This is a genomic window from Pseudomonas sp. UBA5568 (assembly GCF_002425525.1).
GTDB lineage: Bacteria > Pseudomonadota > Gammaproteobacteria > Pseudomonadales > Pseudomonadaceae > Aquipseudomonas > Aquipseudomonas fulva.
This window is the reverse complement of record NZ_DIMK01000054.1, coordinates 108,285-129,752: the sequence shown is the minus strand read 5'-3', so window position 1 is coordinate 129,752 and position 21,468 is coordinate 108,285. Positions and strand designations below refer to the sequence as shown.

The following is a 21,468-nucleotide window of genomic DNA, read 5'->3' as shown; positions in this document are numbered from 1 at the left end:
CCGCTGCCGTCAGCGGCAATAACGGGGGTCTTCGACCAGGCGGGCGTGGGTGGCGAAAATGGGCGGCAGTCGTTCCTTGAGGTAGTCGATCCAGGTTCGGACCTTGGCGTCCAGGTAATGCCGCGAGGGATAAATCGCATACAAGGCGTTTTCCCGCAGCCTGTAGTCGGCCAGCACCCGGTACAGGCGCCCTTGCTCCATGGCTTGGCTGGCGGTGTAGAACGGCAGCAGACCAATACCCATGCCCAGCTCGCTGGCGACCAGCATGGCGTCCGCCACGTTGGTCATGAAGCTGTCCTGCGGTGCAATGACGCAATCCCCACCTGCCTGCGGAAACACCCAGTCACCCTCGTACAGCGGGTAGGCCATGCGCAGGCAGCGATGCTGGTGTAGATCGTCCGGGCGGGCAGGAACGCCTTTTTCATCCAGGTAGCCGGGAGCGGCACAGGCAATACTGAAAATCGTGCCCAAGGGGACGGCAATCAACTGTGAGTCCGGCAATGCCTGGTCCACGGTGATGACCACATCGTGCCCTTCAGCGAGCGGGTCAGGGTTGCGCTGGGAAAGCGTAAGCTCGATGACCACGTCGGGACAAAGCGCGTTGTAGCCCGCCACCAACGGCATCAACAGCAATCCAAGCCCATGCGGACAGTGCACGCGTAGCCGGCCACGGGGCGTGAGGTGAGCACCCCGCGCCTCTCCCACTGCCTCGTCGGTCAATAGCAGTATCTGCCGTGCGCGCTCAAGAAACCGCTCCCCGGCCTCGCTCATGCGCAAGCGTCGGGTGGTGCGGTGCAGCAATCGGGTTTGCAGCTGATTCTCCAGCTCCGCCACGATGCGCGAGACTTGAGCAGCGGAGATGTCCAGCGCGTTGGCCGCCGCGGCAAAGCTACCGCACTCCACCACCCGCACGAAGGTACGCATGGCCTGCAACATGTCCATGAAGGCTAGTCCTCGGTGTGGGGGCGTTCGGCCAGCAGCCGGGTGATCCAGTCCACCTGTTGTTCGAAGTCTGCGACCTTGGCCGGCGGTACGGCAACGCGGGCCTGGGCGAAGTTGGCAAGGGTCTGCTTCTTTTGCCCAAGCATGCGTTGCCACTTTACGTGAAATGCCTGGCCATGGTCCTGCATCAACAGGGGGCCGAAATACAACTGCTGAGGGTTGTAGGCCACATAACCGGGTTCGGCCACGATGATTTCGTAGTCGAAGCGATGCTCGCGCAGAACATCTTCGGCGACGATACGGTAGCCATTGCTCATCAGCCACTGACGCACCTGCGGCTCGGCGCCATTGGGTTGCAGTACCAGGCGCTCGACACCCGCCAGGTGTGCCCTGCCCGCTTCGAGAATCTCGCAGATGGTTTCGCCGCCCATGCCGCACAGGCTGACGACCGTGATGCGGTCATCAGGCGCGATGACTGTCAGCCCATCGGCTAAGCGCACGGCAATGCGCCGCTCCAGCCCCTGCTTGCGCACATTGCGTTGAGCGGCCGCGAAGGGGGTGTTGGCGACCTCCCCGGCCACTGCGTACTCAATGCGCTCGCGAAGCATCAACGCCACGGGCAGGTAGCCATGATCAGAGCCAATATCAGCCAGACGAGCGCCTTCAGGCACATGGGTGGCCACGCGCTCCAGGCGCATGGACAAGGTGTGTTCGTTCACGGTAAGCCTCTCTGCAATGGCGGCGATTCTGACCGCGAATGCCGCGCTTTGCAAAAAACCGGCCTCTCGACCGGCGCAGGCCGCTCGCGTAGGCTTGAGGCTTTTCTACCCCGCAAGGCAGACCTCATGGCACATGCAGATATCGTCTACACCCCGGACAGCGACCCAGAATCAATTTCCTCCGATGTCGCCGAATACAACGGGATGCTGGTGACCACTCAAGTCCCGGTACACCCTGACGGTAGCCTGGCGTTGGGAGATATCGTCGAGCAGAGCGAATGCACGTTGCAGGCCTTGAAGGATGCCCTGGAGAAAGCCGGCAGCGGCATGGACCGGGTGCTGCACCTGACCATCTACCTGACCGATATGGCCGACCGCGCCGCCTTCAACCGGGTCTATCAACGTTTCTTCACTAAACCCTGGCCGGTGCGCGCTGCCGTAGGCGTGGCGGCGCTCGCGTTCGAGGGCATGCGCGTGGAAGTAACGGCAATGGCGGCCAAGAAGTGACGCTTAGCCGCCTGCTGGCAGGTGTCTCAATGCCGCACGTTGGCGGCGGCTCGCAGTGGTCGTGCTCAACCCTCGCCCTATGGTAGCCATGCCACGCCGCCGCCGGCCCTTGTCTGGGCCGACAGAATCAGTGCAGGACCATGAGCTAAAGCTGCTGTCTGATTTTTTTGAGTTCAAGCAAAACGGAACGGTCGAGCTGTGCCATTGAAGCGACTCGAAAAGATTTCAGCTGTTTGGCAAAAGATTCTGGTCCGATTCCAGAGGCCGCAAGGGTAGCTTCTGTTGCAATGTAGCGGGTGATGATGGCAGCATCAGGCTTCAGAATTCGGGTGAAGTGCCTGTCCAGGTACTCTCCGGAAGCAAAAAATTCCCAAACCTTCTGATTGGATTCAAGACGATTGAGCCAGTCGGTACCAAGCGCTTGCGCTGCGGGCTCTCTAAAGCGTTTATCGCGCAATGTAGCCATGAAATTACTGCGCAAATCATTGCTTTTCTCTGGGCGCAGTAAAATACCGAGCGTGTGCTTGAGTTGTGCTCTGGCCTGCGCCAATCCAAAATCGATCTCCGGCTTTAACGGCGTCATGGGAGCAGATCTGGGCCGCTTCCAAAACTTCAATCTTTCCAATAGGTGTCCAGTTGGGTCGACGTGATTGACTGGATCGCCTGCGCAATACGCATAGGCGTTGAGGCCGCCCTGGTCGAACGGACTCAACGAATCGGGTGTTTCAAATCTCATCATGACACTGTTGAGGTATCTATAGCCCTGGCCAAACCCATAACAGCCCCGCAGCCCCTCCTGTACCGCCCCAACGTAACCCGTTTGGGAAAGGCGTGCGATGGCGCTATAGCCATACGGGGTATAGGCCGTAGGCGTGACAAGGGTTAAGCGACAACGCCCTGAAGCGGATGCCGGCCTGAGCATGTTATACACCTCCCTGCATCAATGGACTTGTCAGCCCTACTCTGTCCAGAGAGCCTACTGTAGGCAACTGCCATAAATACCAGGTCGTTGAAACACAGGCGCAGCCTGACAAGAGGCATTCATCCGACCAGCGCAGCCCGATGGTGTCGCCCGGCCGAATCGTCGGTACAATGCCCGGCTATACCGTGACAGCCGAAACCATAACGACATGTCCCTTCCCAAGCATCACCTGGAACTGCTCAGCCCTGCCCGCGACGTGGCCATCGCCCGCGAGGCCATCCTGCATGGCGCCGATGCCATCTATATCGGCGGCCCTAGCTTTGGCGCCCGTCATAACGCCTGCAACGAGGTGGGCGATATCGCCGAGTTGGTCGAATTCGCCCATCGCTACCATGCGCGCGTGTTCACCACCATCAATACCATCTTGCATGACAACGAGCTGGAGCCGGCGCGCGCGCTGATTCACCAGCTGTACGACGCCGGCGTCGATGCGCTGATCGTGCAGGACCTGGGGGTCATGGAACTCGACATTCCACCCATCGAGCTGCATGCCAGTACCCAGACCGACATTCGTACCCTGGAGCGGGCCAAGTTTCTCGACCAGGCCGGCTTTTCTCAGCTGGTACTTGCACGCGAGCTGAACCTGCAGCAAATCCGTGCGATCGCCGCCGAAACCGACGCCGCCATCGAGTTCTTCATCCATGGTGCGCTGTGCGTGGCATTCTCCGGGCAATGCAACATCTCCCACGCCCAGACCGGTCGCAGCGCCAACCGGGGCGACTGCTCCCAGGCGTGCCGACTGCCCTACACGCTCAAGGACGACCAAGGTCGGGTGGTGGCGTTCGAAAAGCACCTGCTGTCGATGAAGGACAACAACCAGACCGCCAACCTGCGCGACCTGGTCGATGCCGGCGTGCGCTCGTTCAAGATCGAGGGGCGCTACAAGGACATGGGCTATGTGAAGAACATCACGGCCCATTACCGCAAGGAGCTCGACGCCATCCTGGAAGACCGCCCTGCCCTGGCCCGCGCTTCCAGCGGCCGTACCGCGCACTTCTTCGTACCGGACCCGGACAAAACCTTCCACCGCGGCAGCACCGACTACTTCGTGACTGACCGCAAGGTCGATATCGGCGCCTTCGACTCCCCTACGTTCACCGGCCTGCCGGTGGGTGTGGTGGAGAAAGTGGGCAAGCGCGACCTGCAGGTCGTCACCGACGTACCCTTGACCAACGGCGATGGCCTCAATGTGCTGGTCAAGCGCGAAGTGGTGGGGTTCAGGGCCAACATCGCCGAGGCACGCGGCGAGTTCGAAGAAGATGGCCAAAAACGCTGGCGCTACCGGGTGGAACCGAACGAGATGCCTGCCGGGCTGCACAAGCTAAGGCCAAACCATCCGCTTTCGCGCAATCTGGACCACAACTGGCAGCAGGCCCTGCAACGGACCTCGGCCGAGCGCCGCATCGGCGTACGTTGGCAGGCGGTATTACGCGAGGAGCGCTTGACCCTGAACGTGACCAGCGAGGAAGGCGTGCATGTGCAAGTCGCCCTGGATGGCCCATTCGGCCCGGCGAACAAGCCAGAGCAAGCACTGGACCAGCTGCATGACCTGCTTGGCCAACTCGGCACCACGCTCTACCACGCCGACAGCATCGAGTTGGATGCCCCCCAGGCGTTCTTTATTCCCAACTCGCAGCTCAAGGCCCTGCGCCGGCAGGCCATCGAGACGCTGACCGAGCAACGCATCCAGGCGCACCCCCATGGCCGGCGCAAGCCGGAAACCTCGCCGCCGCCGGTGTATCCCGAGTCGCACCTGTCGTTCCTGGCCAACGTCTACAACCAGAAAGCCCGGGATTTCTATCACCGCCATGGGGTGCAGTTGATCGACGCGGCGTATGAAGCCCATGAGGAGCATGGTGAGGTGCCGGTGATGATCACCAAGCACTGCCTACGCTTCTCCTTCAACCTGTGCCCCAAACAGGCCAAAGGGGTGACCGGAGTGCGCACCAAGGTGGCGCCGATGCAGCTGGTTCAAGGGGATGAAGTACTGACCCTGAAGTTCGACTGTAAACCCTGCGAGATGCATGTGATCGGCAAGATGAAGAACCACATCATCGACTTGCCGACCCCTGGCAGCGCTGTGGCCCAGGTCGTCGGCCACATCAGCCCGGAAGATCTGCTCAAGACCATCGTCCGCGCGCCTCACTGAGGCGCGTCGTACGCCGCCTGCGCCTTCAGCGAATCTGGTGCTTGTGCAACAAACGGTAGAAGGTCGGCCGTGAGATGCCCAGCACCTTGGCTGCAACGCTGAGGTTGTCGCTGTGACGGTCCAGCACATCGCACAACGCCTGGCGCTCGGCCTTGTGCTTGTACTCTTCCAGGGTGCCCAGCGGCGGCTGTTGCGCAAATGGCTGCAAACCCAGGTCCTTGGCCTCGATCTGACGCCCTTCGGCAAGCACCAGCCCGCGGCGCACCCGGTTGGCCAATTCACGCACGTTACCGGGCCAATCGTGCTGCCCCATTGCCGTTAGCGCATGCTCACTGAAGGAGCGAGGCCGCCTGCCGGTTTCCAGGCTGTAGAAATGGGCAAAATGGTTGGCCAGCATCGGCAAATCGCCATGGCGGTCGCGTAACGGAGCGGTCACCACCTGCAGCACGTTCAGGCGGTAGTACAGGTCTTCCCGGAAGCGGCCCTGCTCGATGGCCCTCTCCAAATCCACGTGGGTGGCGGCTAACACCCGCACATCCACCGGTACTGGCTGACTGCCCCCCACCCGCTCAATGTGCTTTTCCTGGAGAAAGCGCAGCAGGTTGGCCTGCAACTCCAGCGGCAGGTCGCCTATTTCATCGAGAAACAGCGTGCCGCCGTTAGCCGCTTCGATGCGACCGATCTTGCGTTGATGGGCACCTGTAAATGCGCCCTTTTCGTGCCCGAACAGTTCGGACTGAATCAAGTGCTCGGGGATGGCCCCGCAGTTGATCGCCACGAACGGCTGGCCACTACGCTGCGATTGGCGGTGTAGCGTACGCGCCACCAGCTCCTTCCCCGTGCCGCTTTCGCCGCGGATCAGCACAGGCGACTCGGTCGGTGCCAGCTTACCCAGCAGTTTGCGCAACTCTCGAATCGGCCGGCTCTCGCCCAGCAACTCGTCTTGGGTGTCGAGCGCCTTGACCGTGCCCTTGCCACGCAGCCGCGCCATGCCAAAGGCCCGGCCCAGGGTGACCTGTACCCGCGACTCATCGAAGGGCAAGGTATGGAAATCAAAAAACCATTCACAGACGAAATCCCCGAAGGCCGGGGAGCGCAGTTGTTCGGCGCTCAGTACCGCGATCCACTCGGTGTTGCTGCGCTTGATCATGTCCTTGACCACGTCCGGGTGTTTGAGATGCGCCTCATCCAGGCGCAATACGCCTACATCGCAGCGATGTTCCAATGCCTGCGCCAAGGTGCAGCTGTCGACATCCCACCCAGCCTCTAGCAAGCCAGGCGTCAGGCGCTGGCAATCGTCACAAGGATCGACGATGAGCAGGCGGCGTTGCACTGCGGTTTGTTGCATGACCGATCCTTGGCGCCAAGTGTTGGTTTCTTGAAGTAAAACAGTAAGTTGTGGCGCCCGAATAACAGTAGCAATGAAGTTGACGGTGCCTATGACCGTTTGTCTGCCAATACGGCTTTTCGTAACTTGGCGGGGGAATTTTCGATGGGTAACGTCCTCACATGGGGCGCGTTAGAACGAAAAATGAATAATCGTTGATTATTTTGCTGTACCCATGTGACTCGATGCCGGTTGTCGAGCATCAGTACACATAACCCCGCGCTGCATTTCGCGATACATGAGGCGACCTTGAAGCAACGCGGACGTCACTTGAATGTTTGGGACCACAGAGAGACCGAACCATGAATGCCCCGCTCCGTGTCAACGAAGCACTGCTGATCGCCGACCACGCCTTCGAACCCTTCCATTGCGTGGCCTGGGACGCCCCCAACGGCACTGGCGACCTGAGCCTGGCGGTCATCGACCGTACCAGCGCCCGCATCGGCAGCAAGCAGGTAACCTCGCAAACTTATTCTGACAAAGCCCAGTGGCTTAACCTGATCGAAGAAGTACGCGCTGAACTTTGTGAAAAAGGCTACCACCTGCAGCCGTGGTCGATGCCCAAGTAAATGAACAGCTTCGACATGTGCGTGCTCTGCCACGCACATGCACTTCCAGCCGTCCCTGTTTACCCTTCTTGCGTGCGACTTATTGCCGCACCACACCGCTGCTACTTCACCGCTTCGAAACTTAGCAGGTGTTGATAGTCCGCTGCCAATTGCTGTGCCAGAAGGCGAGCACGGCCCAGGCGGACCGGTGTCAGTTCCATGTCCACCAGCAATGTGCAGCACGGCAAGGGCTCGACGGTACCCCATTGCTGCAGGCGGCCGTCGGTGAACACCAGGCAGCGTACTTCCTCGTTAGGATGGGCCTTGCGCCGAGCGCCCAGCCACTGCCTTGCTTGCTCCAGCGCCGGCAGCAACGGCGTGCCGCCTCCCGCGCCCAGCGCCTGCAGCCAGGGTTGCAGCGCCGCCGAAGCTTTGAGTCCATGGCGCTGCCATTGTGGGGCACTGCCACTTGCCGTCAATAAAGCCAGCCGTGCCCGCTGGCGGTAGGCATGGTCGAATAACGTGGCCAATAGTCCTTTGGTGTGCGCGAGCGCCTGATGACGACGTGTCGAAGCGGAGGCATCGACGATGATCAGCCATAGCTGGGCCGGTGCGCCCCTGCGGGTGTGCCAGCATAAATCGTCGCGGTGCCTGGGCCGGCCCTTCAATAGGCTTTGTAACCAGGCGACCCGGCCAGCACTGGCTGCCTGGGCTCGACCGCGGCTTGCACCTGAGCGCGCGCCCTTGCCTGCTTGCGCACCCGTCGTCTTGGCCGGCTGACGGATGCTCAGGGCTTTTTTGCCCAGTTCGGCACCTCACGCCTTGGCCCGCTTGCCACAGGCTGCGGGGCCAAAGCCCCCCAGTCCCCCTGCCCGCCCTTCTCGGCCGAGCTGTTGCCGGTCTGTGACTGCGGCTGCTCGGGCGCTGCGGGCGCAGTAGCCTGGGCGGGCGATTGCCTGCGATGGCGCAAGGCAAAATCTTCCACCGCATCGATATCTGCCGCCTCGATGGCCGCCGCCCCGCGCCATGCGCAGTGGGCGCGGGCCGCGCGCAGCCACACCAGATCGGCCCGCAGCCCATCGACTCCAGCGGCGAAGCAGCGTTCGGTGATGCTGGCCAAGGTCCGGTCATCCAGTGCAATGTCGTCCAGCGCCTGGCGCGCTGCCTGACAGCGCTTGCGCAAGGCCTCCTGGGCCGGTGCCCACTGGGCACAAAACGCCAGGGGGTCGTGGTCGAAGGCCAGCCGGCGCCGGATGATCTGTTGCCGTGCATCAGGCGCGGGTAGACCGTCGAGCGCCACATTCAGACCGAAGCGGTCGAGTAGCTGGGGGCGCAACTCGCCTTCCTCGGGGTTCATGGTCCCGATCAAGACGAAGCGGGCATCGTGACGATGAGAAATGCCGTCGCGTTCGATGCGGTTGGTACCACTGGCGGCGACATCGAGCAACAGGTCGACCAAGGTGTCCGGCAGCAGGTTGACTTCATCGACATAGAGCACGCCACCATTGGCCTGGGCCAGCACGCCGGGGGAGAACTGCGCCTTGCCCTGCCCGAGTGCGGCATCCAAATCGAGTGTGCCCACCACGCGCTCTTCACTGGCGCCCAGCGGCAAGGTCACGAAAGGTCCATCGCCCAGCAGGTCAGCCAGGCCGCGGGCCAGGGTGCTCTTGGCCATGCCACGCGGGCCTTCGATGAGCACCCCGCCGATCCTGGGATCGATGGCCGTCAGGCACAGGGCCAACTTCAAATCGTCGGCGCCCACTACGGCGGCCAGGGGAAATTGTGCAGCGTCGTTCATTTCAAGCCTGTTCCTCGCCATCAAGCAGCTGTTCTTCCAGGGCATCGCGGTACTCGCCGGGGGACTGCCAGAGGCCGCGTTGCTGCGCCTCGATCAGCCGCTCGGTGAGGTCGCGCAGCGCCTGCGGGTTGTGCTCGCGCATGAAGTCGCGGGTCGCCGGGTCCAGCACGTAGGCATCGGCCAGCGACTGGTAATGGTGATCGTCGATCAGGTGCGTCGTGGCGTCGAAGGCGAACAGGTTGTCGACCGTCGCCGCCATCTCGAACGCCCCTTTGTAGCCGTGGCGTTTGACGCCATCGATCCACTTGGGGTTCAGCGCGCGCGCGCGGATCACGCGGTTGAGTTCTTCCTTCAATGTACGGATGCGCGGTCGGTCCACCTGGCTGTGGTCGCCGTGGTAACTGGCGACGGACGCGCCGGCCAGCGTTTCGGTGGCCGCCAGCATGCCGCCCTGGAACTGGTAGTAATCGTTGGAATCCAGCACGTCATGTTCGTGGTTGTCCTGATTTTGCAGCACTGCCTGCACCTTGCTCAGGCGCTCGACGAACTGCGCCCTGGCCGGCGTCCCCTCGTCCTGGGCGCCATAGGCATAGCTGCCATGGTTCAGGTAGACCTCGGCCAGGTCTTCACGGGTCTGCCACAGCCGCCCATCAATCGCATTCTGGATGCCAGCCCCATAGGCACCGGGCTTGGCGCCGAAGACGCGCCAACCGGCCTGTCGAGCCGCCTGCTCAGCGTCTAGGCCCTGCTGCTGCAAGGCCAGACGCTCACCGCGCACGCGCGCAGCCAACGGATTAAGATCATCGGGCTCATCAAGTCCGGCCACGGCCTGGACGGCAGCATCGAACAGGCGGATCAGGCTGCCAAAGGCGTCCCGGAAGAAACCCGACACCCGCAGCGTCACGTCCACCCGCGGACGATCCAGCAGGCTGAGTGGCAGTATCTCGAAATCGTCGACCCGCTGGCTGCCGGTGGCCCACACTGGGCGCACGCCCATCAGCGCCATGGCCTGGGCAATGTCGTCCCCACCGGTACGCATGGTCGCGGTTCCCCACACCGACAGCCCGAGCTGACGCAAGTGGTCACCATGATCTTGCAAATGACGTTCGAGTATCAGGTTGGCCGACGTAAAGCCTAGCCGCCACGCTGTCGTGGTCGGCAAGTTACGCACGTCGACGGTGTAGAAATTGCGGCCTGTGGGCAGCACGTCAAGCCGCCCACGGCTGGGTGCGCCGCTAGGACCGGCCGGCACGAAGCGCCCAGCTAGCGCTGCAAGCAGCCCATTCATCTCGGCGGCGCCGCAGGCGTCCAGGCTCGGCGCCACTGTAGCGAGCAGATGATCGACAACGGCCTGGACGGGCGCTCCAAGTTCCACCTCCAACGCTGGCAGCGAGCCGTCGAGCGCACCCTCAATAACCTGCAATGCCAGCAGTTCGAGGCGCTCGCGCGTATCGCCGGCCGTGCGCCAGGCCTGGTCGCTGATGTTCATCAGTAGCAGCGGCCGTGGGCCTTCCCAGGGTTGCCCAAGGTTGCAGTCGAGCGGATCGAAGCCGGGGACCAGTGCCTTGGCCAGGGCGCGCAACACACTCGCATTGCCGCCACGGCCATCACCACGCTCGACACGCAGCAGTGCCAGCAGCGTGTCCAGGCGCAACCGGCCCTCGGGCGACTGGCCGAATACATGCAAGCCATCGCGGATCTGCGACTCCTTGAGGTCGCACAGGTAGGTGTCCAGGCGTGGCAACCAGACGGTTGCATCGTCAAGCTGCCCTTCGAGCTGCAATTCCCGGTCGATGTGATGGGTCCTGACCAGTTCGAGGATGTCGCGTTGCAGCTCCCGGGCGCGACGCGGATCAAGCAGCTGTGCTTCGTAGAATTCATCGGCCAATTGCTCCAGGTGGCGCAGCGGGCCATAGGTCTCGGCGCGGGTCAGCGGCGGCATCAGGTGATCGATGATCACCGCTTGCGTGCGCCGCTTGGCCTGCGCGCCCTCACCCGGATCGTTGACGATGAACGGATAGATGTTGGGCAGCGGGCCGAGCAGCGCATCCGGCCAGCACGTATCGGACAGCCCTACCCCTTTGCCCGGCAGCCATTCCAGGTTGCCGTGCTTGCCGACATGGATGACGGCATCGGCGGCATACCCATGCCGTAGCCAGAAATAGAACGCCAGGTACCCATGGGGTGGCACCAGGTCCGGGTCGTGATAAACGGCGCTGGGGTCTAGCTGATAACCACGTGCTGGCTGGATGCCGACGAAGGTCATCCCCATGCGCACCCCTGCCACCATCAGGCGGCCCTCGCGGAACATCGGGTCCTGCTCGGGTGGCCCCCAGCGTTCCAGTACCGCTTGGCGGTTGGCGGCCGGCAGGCGGTCGAATGCTGCCTGGTAATCGACCAGGCTCATGCTCTGGGCGCACGGCCGTTGATCGATGTGGTCCAGGTCGTTGGTCACACCGCCCAGCAAGTGATGGATCAGCTGGGTGCCACTCTCGGGCAGCTCGCTGACCGGGTACCCTTCAGTGCGCAGCGCACGCAAGATATTGAGCGCCGCAGCCGGCGTGTCCAGGCCAACGCCATTGCCGATGCGCCCATCGCGCGTGGGGTAGTTGGCCAGAATCAACGCCACGCGTTTGTGCGCATTGGGCTGGCGCGCCAGGGTCACCCAGCGCCGTGCCAGCTCGGCCACAAAATCCATGCGCTCGGGGTGCGCGCGGTAGCACACCACATCCGATTGGCTGCGCTCGCTGTGCCAGGCCATGTCCTTGAAGCTGACCGGCCGTGTGATGATGCGCCCGTCCAGTTCGGGCAGCACAATGTGCATGGCCAGGTCACGTGCGCCCAAGCCCTGCTCGCTGGCCTCCCAACCCGGCTGGTTGTCCTGCGCACAAATGGCCTGCAACACAGGGATGTCTCGTCTTAGCGGGCGCAGGTTAGGACGCTCAGGGCTGGACAGGGCAAAACCGGTGGTATTGAGCACCACCTCGGCGCCGACAATGTCGAGCCATGCCTCAACCTGTTCCAGGCAGGCGCTTTCCTTCAGGCTGGCCACCGCAATGGGCAACGGATTCAAACCTGCTGCCTGCAGGCGCTGGCAGAACACATCGATGAAGGCCGTGTTCGCCGCCTGCAGGTGCGAACGATAAAACAGTATTGGCGCCACCGGATAATCGGTATCCCAGTGTGGGAACCAGTCCTCCAGCGCCCCACTGCCCACCTGAGGGTGGTAGACCGAGGTGCGGGGCAACGCCCGCGGCTCGGACCAGCAATAGTCACGGTCCAGCCACTGACTGGCAAGGTAATAGAACAGGTTGAGTGCGTTGGCCTTGCCACCTTGGCGCAGGTAGTGCCACAACTGCTCGGCTTGCGCCCCCTGCACGGACCCGAGCCCGGTCAGTTCCGGGTCGGGACGGTCGTCGCCCGGCACCAGGATCACGTGCACGCCGCGCGCGGCGAGCGTGACCAACTGTTCCACGCCGTAGCGCCAGTACCCCACGCCGCCGTGCAGCGACACCAGGATGACCTTGGCATGCTGCAAGACCTGATCGACATAAAGGTCGACCGAGGCGTGGTTCTGCACCTGCATGGGGTTGGCCAGGCGCAGGCTTGGGAAGTCGCCGGGCAGTTGCTCGGCGCTGTCGGCGAGCAGGGCCAGGTGCGAATCACCGCTGCAGAGGATGACCAGTTCGGCAGGGGTCTGGCCGAGGTCGGCGATGCTGTCGTCCGGCACGAAGCCGCCGGGCTGGGTCCGCAGCAGGTGCATGGGTCAGGCGCCCAAGGCCTGGCGCAGACGCGCTTCGAGCTGGGCAGGGTCAAGGTCCTGACCGATCAGCACCAGGCGTGTGATGCGCGATTCTTCGGCACGCCAGGCGCGGTCGAAGTGCTTGTCAAAGCGCGTGCCTACCCCCTGGATGAGCAAGCGCATCGGCTTGCCGGCAATGGCGGCGAATCCTTTGACGCGCAGGATGCCGTACTCGACCACCAGTTGGTTGAGCGCCTCGATCAGCACTCGCTCATCGGATTCGGGCAGGTCGATGGAGATGGAATCGAAGGCATCATGGTCATGATCGTCATGGTCATCGCCGTCGTGATGGGCATCGTGGTGGGTCGGGCGGGCATCGATGTGCTGCTCGGACTCGGCGCCCAGGCCCAGCAACACCTCCAGCGGCAATTTGCCACTGCTGGCTTCGATAACTTTGACGGCCGCTGGCAGCTCTTCAGCGACCTCGGCACGTACCTTGGCCAGGCCGTCGGCGTCAATCAGATCGGCTTTGTTCAACACGACCAGGTCGGCGCTGGCCAGTTGGTCAGCGAACAGCTCGTGCAGGGGGGACTCGTGGTCCAGGTTCGGGTCCAGCTTGCGCTGGGCGTCGACTTGGTCCGGGTAGGCGGCGAAAGTGCCTGCGGCAACGGCAGGGCTGTCGACCACGGTGATCACCGCATCGACGGTGCAGGCAGTGCGGATCTCAGGCCACTGGAAGGCTTGGACCAGTGGCTTAGGCAGAGCCAGGCCGCTGGTTTCGATCAGAATATGGTCCAGGTCGCCGCGGCGCGCCACCAGTTCGCGCATCACCGGGAAGAACTCTTCCTGGACGGTGCAGCACAGGCAACCGTTGGCCAGTTCGTACACGCGGCCATTGGCCTCTTCTTCGGTGCAACCGATGCTGCACTGCTTGAGGATGTCGCCATCAATGCCCAGCTCGCCGAATTCGTTGACGATCACGGCGATGCGTCGCCCTTGGGCATTGTCGAGCATGTGGCGCAACAGGGTGGTCTTGCCCGAGCCCAGGAAGCCGGTGACGATGGTAACGGGGAGCTTGGCCAGTGTTTTCATGTTGCAGTGCCCTTGGCAGAATGGCGCGGGCATGCAGGACGAGTGCCGTCGACCAGACTGGCCGGGCATGTTCGCCACCGGATCACCCCGCCCGGTTTAAAGTCGAAAACGTTGCGAGGCAGGTCTCCTGGCTTGCACCTGCGCCAGGCACGGTCATCAGGACCGGGCTTGGGAGAAGACGCCTTCCCGCGCCTGGCGCAGTGGCAGTGTCGACTCATCGATGGTGCCTACAGTTGCGGGGGCAGCCGCGGCTTGAACCGCGTTCCCGTCTTAGCTCCGGCCTGGCCGAAGAACCTCGAACGGCCAAGGCTACGCAGTGGCTGCCGGGTGGTCAACCGTTGTCGAGGCTGTGGGGGCGCCGCGGCGAGCATCTTCTGATTCGCACAGAGTGCGTATCACGACCAGGTGCAGCTCGATGCGCTAAGACTCGACAGCTACTTGCACCTTGCGGGGCCGGGTACCAAGTAGTGATAGGACATTTCCGATCCGACGAAGATGTATTAAGGTGGCGTGTGCGCATATAACAGCAGCCCCAACGTGGGCACTTGCAAGACAACGAGGGTGTCATGAGCAACGAAAGCATTAACTGGGACAAGCTCGGCTTCGACTACATCAAGACCGATAAACGCTATCTGTCTGTCTGGCGCGATGGCGCGTGGGATGAAGGCACCCTGACCGAAGACAACGTGCTGCATATCAGCGAAGGCTCCACGGCCCTGCATTACGGCCAGCAGTGCTTCGAAGGCATGAAGGCCTACCGTTGCAAGGATGGCTCGATCAACCTGTTCCGCCCCGACCAGAATGCTGCCCGCATGCAGCGCAGCTGCGCGCGCCTACTGATGCCCCACGTGCCTACAGATGTGTTCATCGAAGCCTGCAAGCAGGTCGTCAAGGCCAACGAGCGCTTCGTGCCACCCCATGGCAAAGGCGCCCTGTACCTGCGCCCATTCGTCATCGGCACGGGTGACAACATTGGCGTGCGCACCGCGCCGGAGTTCATCTTTTCCATCTTCGCCATCCCGGTAGGCTCGTACTTCAAAGGCGGCATGAAGCCCCACAACTTCCAGATCTCCAGCTTCGACCGGGCTGCCCCGCAAGGTACCGGCGCTGCCAAGGTCGGTGGCAACTATGCGGCCAGCCTGCAGCCAGGCTATGAGGCGAAAAAGGCCAACTTCGCCGATGCCATCTACCTCGACCCGTTGACCCATACCAAGATCGAGGAAGTGGGCTCGGCCAACTTCTTCGGCATCACGGCCAATAACGAATTCGTGACGCCCAAGTCGGCTTCGGTACTGCCCGGCATCACCCGCTTGTCCCTGATGGAGCTGGCGCAGTCTCGCCTGGGCCTGACTGTCATCGAAGGGGATGTGGAAATCAGCCAGCTGGATCGCTTCATCGAGGCAGGTGCCTGCGGTACCGCGGCGGTGATCACCCCCATCGGCGGCATCGAGTATAACGGCAAGCTGCATGTGTTCCACGACCTTGAGAAGGTCGGCCCCGTTACCCAGAAGCTCTACAACGAGCTGACCGGCATTCAGAGCGGCGACATTGAAGCGCCGGCAGGCTGGATCGTGAAAGTGGCCTGATCACCGAAGCTGCGCAATGTCCAAGGCGCGCTCCTCAGGGAGCGCGCTTTTTTTGCACGTCGCGACAGGCAATTGCGTACTTGAGCAGGCCATGAGGTTTCCTCCTGGGGCCAGGCCCGGTATCCTTCAAGGCTCTACTGCAAGCCCTTCAGGAAGCCGACCATGACCAGGCCCCTTCTAGTGCTGAGCGCGGCCCTGCTGTTCAGCCCCACGCTCCTGGCCCAGCAGATCAAACGTGAAGTGGGCGACTTCGACTTTACCCTCAGTACGACCCCTACCCGCAGCATGGCCCAGGGGCTTATTTCCCCAGCCGCTACCGGCGCCTTTCACGGCGGCCTGGACTTCAGTCACACCAGCGGGTGGTACGTAGGGCAGTACACACCCAGCATGGGCGTGGCGCCAGGGTCCACCCTGCGGGTCGACAACTACGTGGGCTACAAGCATCACTTCGACAGTACCTTGGGTTACGAGATCGGCGTCATCCACTACAGCCAACCCAACATCGCAGGCGCAGAGAGCCATGCGCTGTATGGGGGGATTTCGATCATGGGCAGCCGCTTCGGCGGGGCATTGCGTGACAATCCAAGCAACCGGATCGGCACCTTGTACGCCGATTTCGGGCAGGTCCCCCTGCTCAACGCCGACCTGACGGTCAAGCTTGCACATCATCGGCTCGGCACCCCGTTCACGATTGGCGACGGCAGCCAGGTCAACGGTTTCTCCGACTGGTCCATGCAGCTGTCGCGCCCCTGGTTGGGCCTGGACCTGAACCTCATCTACAGCGACTCGAACCTGACCGGTGGCGGCTGCGATGCTTATTCGGGGATCAACACCTATTGCGAGAGCGTGGTGACACTCAAGGCCCAGCGCAGTTTCTTCTAGGCAAGCCTGCTCATGCTCAGGCTTTGCCGACCATTGGGCCACCTCAAGCCTGTGTCGGTGCCTGTAGACGGGGAGCCGTTACAGCGATAGCCACCCCACCCAGCACTATCGCGCAGGCACCCATGGCACGTAGCGACAGCGCCTCACCGATCACCCACACCCCACCCAGCGCGGCGATCACCGGGACGCTCAGTTGCAACGTGGCAGCCTGTTGAGCGGTGATGCGCCGCACCACGCTGTACCAGACGGCATAACCTGCCGCCGATGCCAGCATCCCAGAGCACACCGCGAAGAACACGCCGGCCATCGAGAACCGTAGCTCGGCACCCAGAGCGATCAGCGGCGTGCACAACGCCAGGAAGGGCACGCTGCGAATGAAGTTGCCTGCCGTGTCCGCCAGCGGCCGAGGCGACCCCTGACCCAGCAAGGTATAGAGACCCCATGCCATGCCCGCGACTACCATCAGCAAGGCGCTCGTCAGTGTAGGTGCGTGGCTGCCAGGCAGCAGCAAAACGACCAGGCCTGAAAAAGCCATCAGCATGCCTGACAACGCGCGCAGGCTGATCCGTTCTCCACGCACCGCCGCCACGCCGAACATGGTCAGCTGAACGGCACCGAACAAGAGCAATGCCCCTACGCCCGCGCTCAAATCAAGGTAGGCAATGGAGAACAGAAAGGCGTAGCAAAACAAAGCCAGACCGCCTCTCCAACTGCCGGCAGCCCCTGAACAGGGGTTGCGCAGCCGCACCAGCCACCACAGGCACAAGGCGCCGCTGCCCAGGCGCAGTGCGGTGAAGGTGATGGCGTCGACGGCGCCATCCTTGAGCGCCAGCCGGCAAAGTACCGAATTGGCGGCGAAGGCCATCAAGCTGAACATGGCCGGCCAGAACCAGGCGCTCAGTAACGGCCGGTCGATCGGGGAAGAGGTCGTGCTCATGGTGTGTTCACCTCTGAGAACTGCTGTGCTCATCGCGCAGGAAGGCGCAAACCTGATTAGAGGTTTACTACACAGCGAGTCGTTGGCGCTACCTACCTTGGGAGGAGGCGGGCAGCGCCGCTACGGCATCCACCTCGATTAGCATCCCGTCCAGGGCCAGTCGCGGAACCGGTATGAGCGTGCAGGTAGGTTTGGTAGCCTGGCCCCAGGCGCGGTCTACGGCGTCCACCCATTGCTTGAGGCGTGCCTGGCTATGATCGACGATAAGCAGTGTGAGCTTGCACACGTGCTCAAGACCCGCGCCTTTGCTGGACAAGGCCAGCGCCAGATTGGCAATGGCCTGTCGAGCCTGGACGGCGAAATCAGGGGACAGCGTTCCACTGGCCTGCTCCCCACCTTGACCCGCGATGAACAGCAGCCTGCTCCCGGAAATCACGTCAGCCACATGGGAGTAACCGTTGCCACTGGGGTCATACAGCGATTGAGGGTTACTCAGGTCAAAGGCGGAGGTCTGCATGGCATTGGCTTTCGGTCTGTGGAATGAACGCCGAGTATCCAACCTCAAGCAGACCTGAGGTCAAGGGCCGAAAGCGGCCCTGAGCGTGACAGTAGAATTACAGCAGCGATGCCGCCAGACGCCCCCGCGCCTGGCCCGCGATTCACTTCTCTTCCAATACAGCCTTGCCCTTGACCGCGCGAGGCCCGCGCCAGGCCCAGATCGGCAGGCCAGGGAACGGTGCCCACACCACGAACACAATCCACAGCATCTTGCGCTCGGCGCGCCGATCGCTGCCCATGATGTGCCAGATCGCCCAGATCTCCAGCAAAATCAAGATGATTGCCACCACGAACCAAATCGTTCCGATTTCCATGAGCTTCCTCCCATTGGCACTTACCCTATTGATTCCCCGATAACGCCTAGGGTTCCGTTGGATTTGAACGGCGCCAGCACGCATGCAACCTCCCTGCCCCAGGCCGACGCCCAGCGCATGCCTGAACACGACCTGCACATTGGCGCCAGCCACCTTGCCGATTGTCTTTCCAAGGGGCACCGGCCACACTTTGGTGCGAAGCCAGGAAGCGGAGTCCAGCGTGTCCACACCCCGTCAGTTCAGCAAAAAGAGCAGCACCAGCAACATGCTGCGGTTAAAGACCAGCAGCGCCAGCGTTGAAGCGCCCTATCGGGTCGACTTCGTTTTGCTCGAACACTTTTCCATGGCCAGCTTCACCGTGGCCATGGACGTACTGGTCACGGCTAACCTTTTGCGCGCCGACAGCTTCCAATTCACGCCCTTGTCGCTTGCCGGTGACCGCGTACTGAGTGACCTGGGGCTCGAGTTGATCACCACCGAGCTTTCGGCGACCGCCCTCAAGCACTTGGACTTGCTGGTGGTCTGCGGCGGCTTACGCACGCCGCTCAAATACCCTGAACTCGACCGCTTGCTCCAGGACTGCGCTTCCCACGGGATGGCCCTGGGCGGCTTGTGGAATGGCGCATGGTTTCTCGGGCGCGCCGGAGCGCTGGATGACTACGGCTGCAGCGTTCACCCCGAACAACGTGCCAGCCTTGCCGAACGTAGCCCGCAGACGCGTATCACGCCTGCAAGCTTTACCCTCGACCGGGACCGGCTGAGTGCCGCCAGCCCAAACGGGGCGATGGAACTGATGCTGGGACTGGTACGACGGCTGTACGGTGATGGCCTGGCAGAGGCCGTCGAGGAGATTCTGTCCTTCTCTGGTGCGCGCTATCGCCAAGTAGGTCCCGGGGCCAAGAAGTCGATGAGTCTGCACCTGCGCACCATCGTCGAGCTGATGGAAAACAACCTCGAAGAAACCCTCAGCCTGGACCAGTTGGCGGCTTACAGCGGCCGGTCCCGACGCCAGATAGACCGCCTGTTCCAGGCGCAGTTGGGCACCTCCCCCCGGCGTTACTACATGGAACTTCGCATTACCAAGAGTCGCCGCCTGTTGCAGTACTCCGATCTCTCGGTGATGGAGGTGGCGGTAGCGTGCGGCTTCGTCTCGGTGTCGCACTTCAGCAAATGCTACGCCGCCTACTTCGGCTATCCCCCGTCGCGTGAGCAGCGGCTGGGGGATTGATGGCTGCTGTCATCGACTCTTTTTTCAGACTTCAGTTTGACGCAGCGGCCGGCTGCGCTGGAGGGGTCAGGTGCAGCACGCGATCACGTCCGCCTTCTGCAAGCCAGTAACCACCGCTGCCATCGGCCACGATCGACTGCGGCGCCTTGAGAAACGAGAGCACGGTCTGGCGAGTCCCATCGGGCTTTATGCGCAGCAGCCGCGCCCGGTGAGTGTTGTCTTCACTGATCCAGAGGCCACGCTGGTCGCAAAACAGGAATGTAGGGTTGTTGAGGCCATCGATCACCACAGGGTCCTTGCCATCCTTGGACAGCGCCCGGACCTGCCCTTCGGCTTTCTCGGTATACAGTAGCCGGCCACCCCCGCATCGGGTCAAACCTTCGGCTTCGGTCAGGCCCGCACGCAACACCTCCACCTGGCCGCTGCGCCAGTCATAGCGCAGCAAGCGGCCATCACCCTTGCGGTCTTCGATGGCGAAAAGGTGGTTGCCCTCGTTCCAAAGGCCCTGTACCGCAATACCCTCGAAAAGTGGTGTGACGTGGCCATCGACCGCCAGACTCACCGGCGCCAGCCCACCTTCCTGGCTGAAGACCCAGCCCCCTCTTGCCGCCACCATGCCGTCCGGCTTAGACAGCTTATCCACGAGCACTTCGCGCTCACCGTCCGCAGCAATCTTGAGAATGCTGCCGCGACCATCGTCCAGCTCTTGGCTGACCAACAGGCTGCCGTCGGCCTGGGGAAGCAGTGACGCAGCCTTGTCCACATTGCGGTGCACGACCTCGACCTGCCAGCCCGAGGCGGCTTGCACGGGGTAGAAGCTTTGCCAGGCGAAAAACCCGAGGGTTGCGACTACAAGGCCAGTGGTAGCGGTTAGCACGATGCGAGTGCTGCGTGTGCGCAGGAAGGTAGACATGGAGAACTCCTTGATTCTGCTAGGAATGCTACCAACGGGATGTGAAAAAAACGTCGACAGCGCACAACTGATTACAAAACAAAAGGATATAAAAATAACTAAACAGTCTAATAATTGGTAATAAAAAAATTGAAGAAGCGCGCTCATGTGCTTATTTTCTGGTGCTCCTGTTGAACTGAACATCAAGGATCGCGCCATGCCCCACCCCCTCTTTTCATCACTACGTCGGCGAGTACTGGGAGGGCTAATGGCCTCGCTTACCGGCGCCCTGCTGTTAGCCGGACCGGCCCAGGCGGGGGAAAACAGCACCCTGCGCATCGGATACCAAAAATTCAACAGCCTCAACATCCTCAAAGGCAGCGGTGCGCTGGAAAAGGCCCTTGCCCCTCAAGGGGTGAGCGTCAGCTGGCATGAGTTTGCTGCGGGCCCTCAGTTGCTCGAGGCGTTGAGCACGGGTGCCATCGACGTGGGGCACGCTGCCGATGCGCCTTCGGTGTTTGCCCAGGCGGCCGGCAAATCCGTGGTCTACCTGGCTGCTGAACAGCCCTATCCACGTGGGATCGGGCTGGTGGTGCGCCAGCAGGACACTGTCACGCACGTGCAGGATCTGAAGGGCAAGCGCGTGGCCACTGGCCGGGGGTGGAATGCCCAGTATTTGCTGGCCGTGGCTTTGCAACAGGCAGGGCTGAGTTACCAGGACATCACCCCGGCGTACGTCAACAACGCAGCCGACGCGATAGCCGCGCTGCAGTCAGGCAGCGTTCAGGCCGCTACGCTATGGGACCCGTTCCTGGCTGCAGCAGAGCGTCAGCCAGGGCTGAAAAACCTGCGTGACGGGACCGGCTTGACCAATAATCGCACTTTCTATTTGTCCACCGCCCACTTCGCGGACAGCAACAAGGCGTTGCTCAGAACATTCTTCAGCGAACTGGCCAAAGCCAGCCAGTGGGCCAATGACAAACCTGCCGACGTCGCCGCATTGCTGGCACCGCAGCTTGGCATCAACGCCGATGTACTGGAGGTGGCGAGTCAACGACGCAACTACAACGCCGTGCCGGTGACGCCAGAGATCGTTGCCGAACAACAGAAGTTGGCCGACACCTTCCAAGGGCTTGGCCTGATCCCCCGCAAACTGAACGTAGCCGAAGCGGTTTATCCCGCTTCCGTGCTGCCCTGAGGCGAGG

General features: G+C 62.2%; 19 protein-coding genes, 1 pseudogene and 1 riboswitch. Of the genes and pseudogenes, 7 read left to right on the top strand and 13 right to left on the bottom strand.

Translation table 11 applies throughout. From position 1 onward, the window contains the following. Positions 1-9: 9 nt before the first annotated feature. Positions 10-942 carry a LysR family transcriptional regulator gene (locus B2S33_RS18045; RefSeq protein WP_028687478.1) on the bottom strand — a complete coding sequence of 311 codons (933 nt, stop codon included), beginning with the start codon at positions 940-942 and terminating at the stop codon, positions 10-12. Positions 943-947: 5 nt separating this feature from the next. Then, complete coding sequence (locus tag B2S33_RS18040) at positions 948-1,661, bottom strand: tRNA (adenine(22)-N(1))-methyltransferase (protein ID WP_028687479.1); 714 nt, start codon at positions 1,659-1,661, stop codon at positions 948-950. A gap of 126 nt (positions 1,662-1,787) precedes the next feature. On the opposite strand from B2S33_RS18040, the gene B2S33_RS18035 reads away from it, so the two are divergent. Beyond that, positions 1,788-2,168, top strand: a complete 381-nt coding sequence (locus B2S33_RS18035; RefSeq protein WP_027914909.1) for a RidA family protein — start codon at positions 1,788-1,790, stop codon at positions 2,166-2,168. 145 nt (positions 2,169-2,313) lie between these two features. Here the strand turns inward: B2S33_RS18035 and B2S33_RS18030 are convergent, their stop codons facing one another. Beyond that, positions 2,314-2,751 (bottom strand): hypothetical protein, encoded by a 438-nt coding sequence (locus tag B2S33_RS18030; protein ID WP_028687480.1) that lies wholly within the window; start codon positions 2,749-2,751, stop codon positions 2,314-2,316. A 105-nt stretch (positions 2,752-2,856) separates the two neighbouring features. Then, positions 2,857-3,090 (bottom strand): annotated as a pseudogene (locus tag B2S33_RS18025) (hypothetical protein); the annotation flags it as partial. Positions 3,091-3,298: 208 nt separating this feature from the next. Here B2S33_RS18025 and B2S33_RS18020 point away from each other — a divergent pair. Then, positions 3,299-5,299: a peptidase U32 family protein gene (locus tag B2S33_RS18020; protein ID WP_140174248.1), complete on the top strand. Its 2,001-nt coding sequence runs from the start codon at positions 3,299-3,301 to the stop codon at positions 5,297-5,299. Between the two features lie 25 nt (positions 5,300-5,324). Here B2S33_RS18020 and B2S33_RS18015 read toward each other — a convergent pair whose 3' ends face one another. Then, on the bottom strand, positions 5,325-6,647 hold the full coding sequence (locus B2S33_RS18015) for a sigma-54 dependent transcriptional regulator (RefSeq protein WP_027914907.1): 1,323 nt from the start codon (positions 6,645-6,647) through the stop codon (positions 5,325-5,327). 341 nt (positions 6,648-6,988) lie between these two features. Here B2S33_RS18015 and B2S33_RS18010 point away from each other — a divergent pair, with 341 nt between their 5' ends. Continuing rightward, positions 6,989-7,255, top strand: a complete 267-nt coding sequence (locus B2S33_RS18010; RefSeq protein ID WP_023535558.1) for a hypothetical protein — start codon at positions 6,989-6,991, stop codon at positions 7,253-7,255. A 101-nt stretch (positions 7,256-7,356) separates the two neighbouring features. On the opposite strand, the gene B2S33_RS18005 is transcribed toward B2S33_RS18010, so the two are convergent. The 4 genes from B2S33_RS18005 to cobW form a co-directional block, all read right to left on the bottom strand. Next, the gene (locus B2S33_RS18005; protein ID WP_241015289.1) at positions 7,357-7,902 is read right to left on the bottom strand and encodes a vWA domain-containing protein; all 546 of its coding nucleotides are present in this window, start codon (positions 7,900-7,902) and stop codon (positions 7,357-7,359) included. A 119-nt stretch (positions 7,903-8,021) separates the two neighbouring features. Beyond that, entirely contained in the window at positions 8,022-9,032 is a 1,011-nt protein-coding gene (locus tag B2S33_RS18000) for an ATP-binding protein (RefSeq protein ID WP_027914905.1), read from the bottom strand. Position 9,033: 1 nt separating this feature from the next. After that, complete coding sequence (gene cobN, locus B2S33_RS17995) at positions 9,034-12,795, bottom strand: cobaltochelatase subunit CobN (RefSeq protein ID WP_288650763.1); 3,762 nt, start codon at positions 12,793-12,795, stop codon at positions 9,034-9,036. Between the two features lie 3 nt (positions 12,796-12,798). Continuing rightward, positions 12,799-13,866, bottom strand: a complete 1,068-nt coding sequence (gene cobW, locus B2S33_RS17990) for a cobalamin biosynthesis protein CobW (protein ID WP_145280023.1) — start codon at positions 13,864-13,866, stop codon at positions 12,799-12,801. A 100-nt stretch (positions 13,867-13,966) separates the two neighbouring features. After that, positions 13,967-14,179: riboswitch (cobalamin riboswitch) on the bottom strand. Between the two features lie 232 nt (positions 14,180-14,411). Between cobW and B2S33_RS17985 the strand changes: the two genes are divergently transcribed. After that, on the top strand, positions 14,412-15,452 hold the full coding sequence (locus B2S33_RS17985; protein WP_255212319.1) for a branched-chain amino acid aminotransferase: 1,041 nt from the start codon (positions 14,412-14,414) through the stop codon (positions 15,450-15,452). 162 nt (positions 15,453-15,614) lie between these two features. Next, the gene (locus B2S33_RS17980) at positions 15,615-16,334 is read left to right on the top strand and encodes a TorF family putative porin (protein WP_023535690.1); all 720 of its coding nucleotides are present in this window, start codon (positions 15,615-15,617) and stop codon (positions 16,332-16,334) included. A 43-nt stretch (positions 16,335-16,377) separates the two neighbouring features. Here the strand turns inward: B2S33_RS17980 and B2S33_RS17975 are convergent, their stop codons facing one another. From B2S33_RS17975 to B2S33_RS17965, 3 genes are all read right to left on the bottom strand, one after another. Continuing rightward, positions 16,378-17,271 carry a DMT family transporter gene (locus tag B2S33_RS17975; RefSeq protein ID WP_288650761.1) on the bottom strand — a complete coding sequence of 298 codons (894 nt, stop codon included), beginning with the start codon at positions 17,269-17,271 and terminating at the stop codon, positions 16,378-16,380. Positions 17,272-17,359: 88 nt separating this feature from the next. Beyond that, positions 17,360-17,788, bottom strand: coding sequence for a RidA family protein (locus B2S33_RS17970; RefSeq protein ID WP_027914900.1), 429 nt, complete (start codon positions 17,786-17,788; stop codon positions 17,360-17,362). A 142-nt stretch (positions 17,789-17,930) separates the two neighbouring features. After that, positions 17,931-18,143: a PLDc N-terminal domain-containing protein gene (locus tag B2S33_RS17965; RefSeq protein WP_023535666.1), complete on the bottom strand. Its 213-nt coding sequence runs from the start codon at positions 18,141-18,143 to the stop codon at positions 17,931-17,933. 220 nt (positions 18,144-18,363) lie between these two features. Between B2S33_RS17965 and B2S33_RS17960 the strand changes: the two genes are divergently transcribed. Next, positions 18,364-19,371 (top strand): GlxA family transcriptional regulator, encoded by a 1,008-nt coding sequence (locus B2S33_RS17960; RefSeq protein ID WP_288650760.1) that lies wholly within the window; start codon positions 18,364-18,366, stop codon positions 19,369-19,371. Between the two features lie 31 nt (positions 19,372-19,402). On the opposite strand, the gene B2S33_RS17955 is transcribed toward B2S33_RS17960, so the two are convergent. Further along, a complete protein-coding gene (locus B2S33_RS17955; protein WP_128610453.1) occupies positions 19,403-20,284 on the bottom strand; it encodes a hypothetical protein in 882 nt (293 codons plus the stop codon). 196 nt (positions 20,285-20,480) lie between these two features. Here B2S33_RS17955 and B2S33_RS17950 point away from each other — a divergent pair, with 196 nt between their 5' ends. Next, positions 20,481-21,461: an aliphatic sulfonate ABC transporter substrate-binding protein gene (locus B2S33_RS17950; protein WP_288650759.1), complete on the top strand. Its 981-nt coding sequence runs from the start codon at positions 20,481-20,483 to the stop codon at positions 21,459-21,461. Positions 21,462-21,468: the final 7 nt, after the last annotated feature.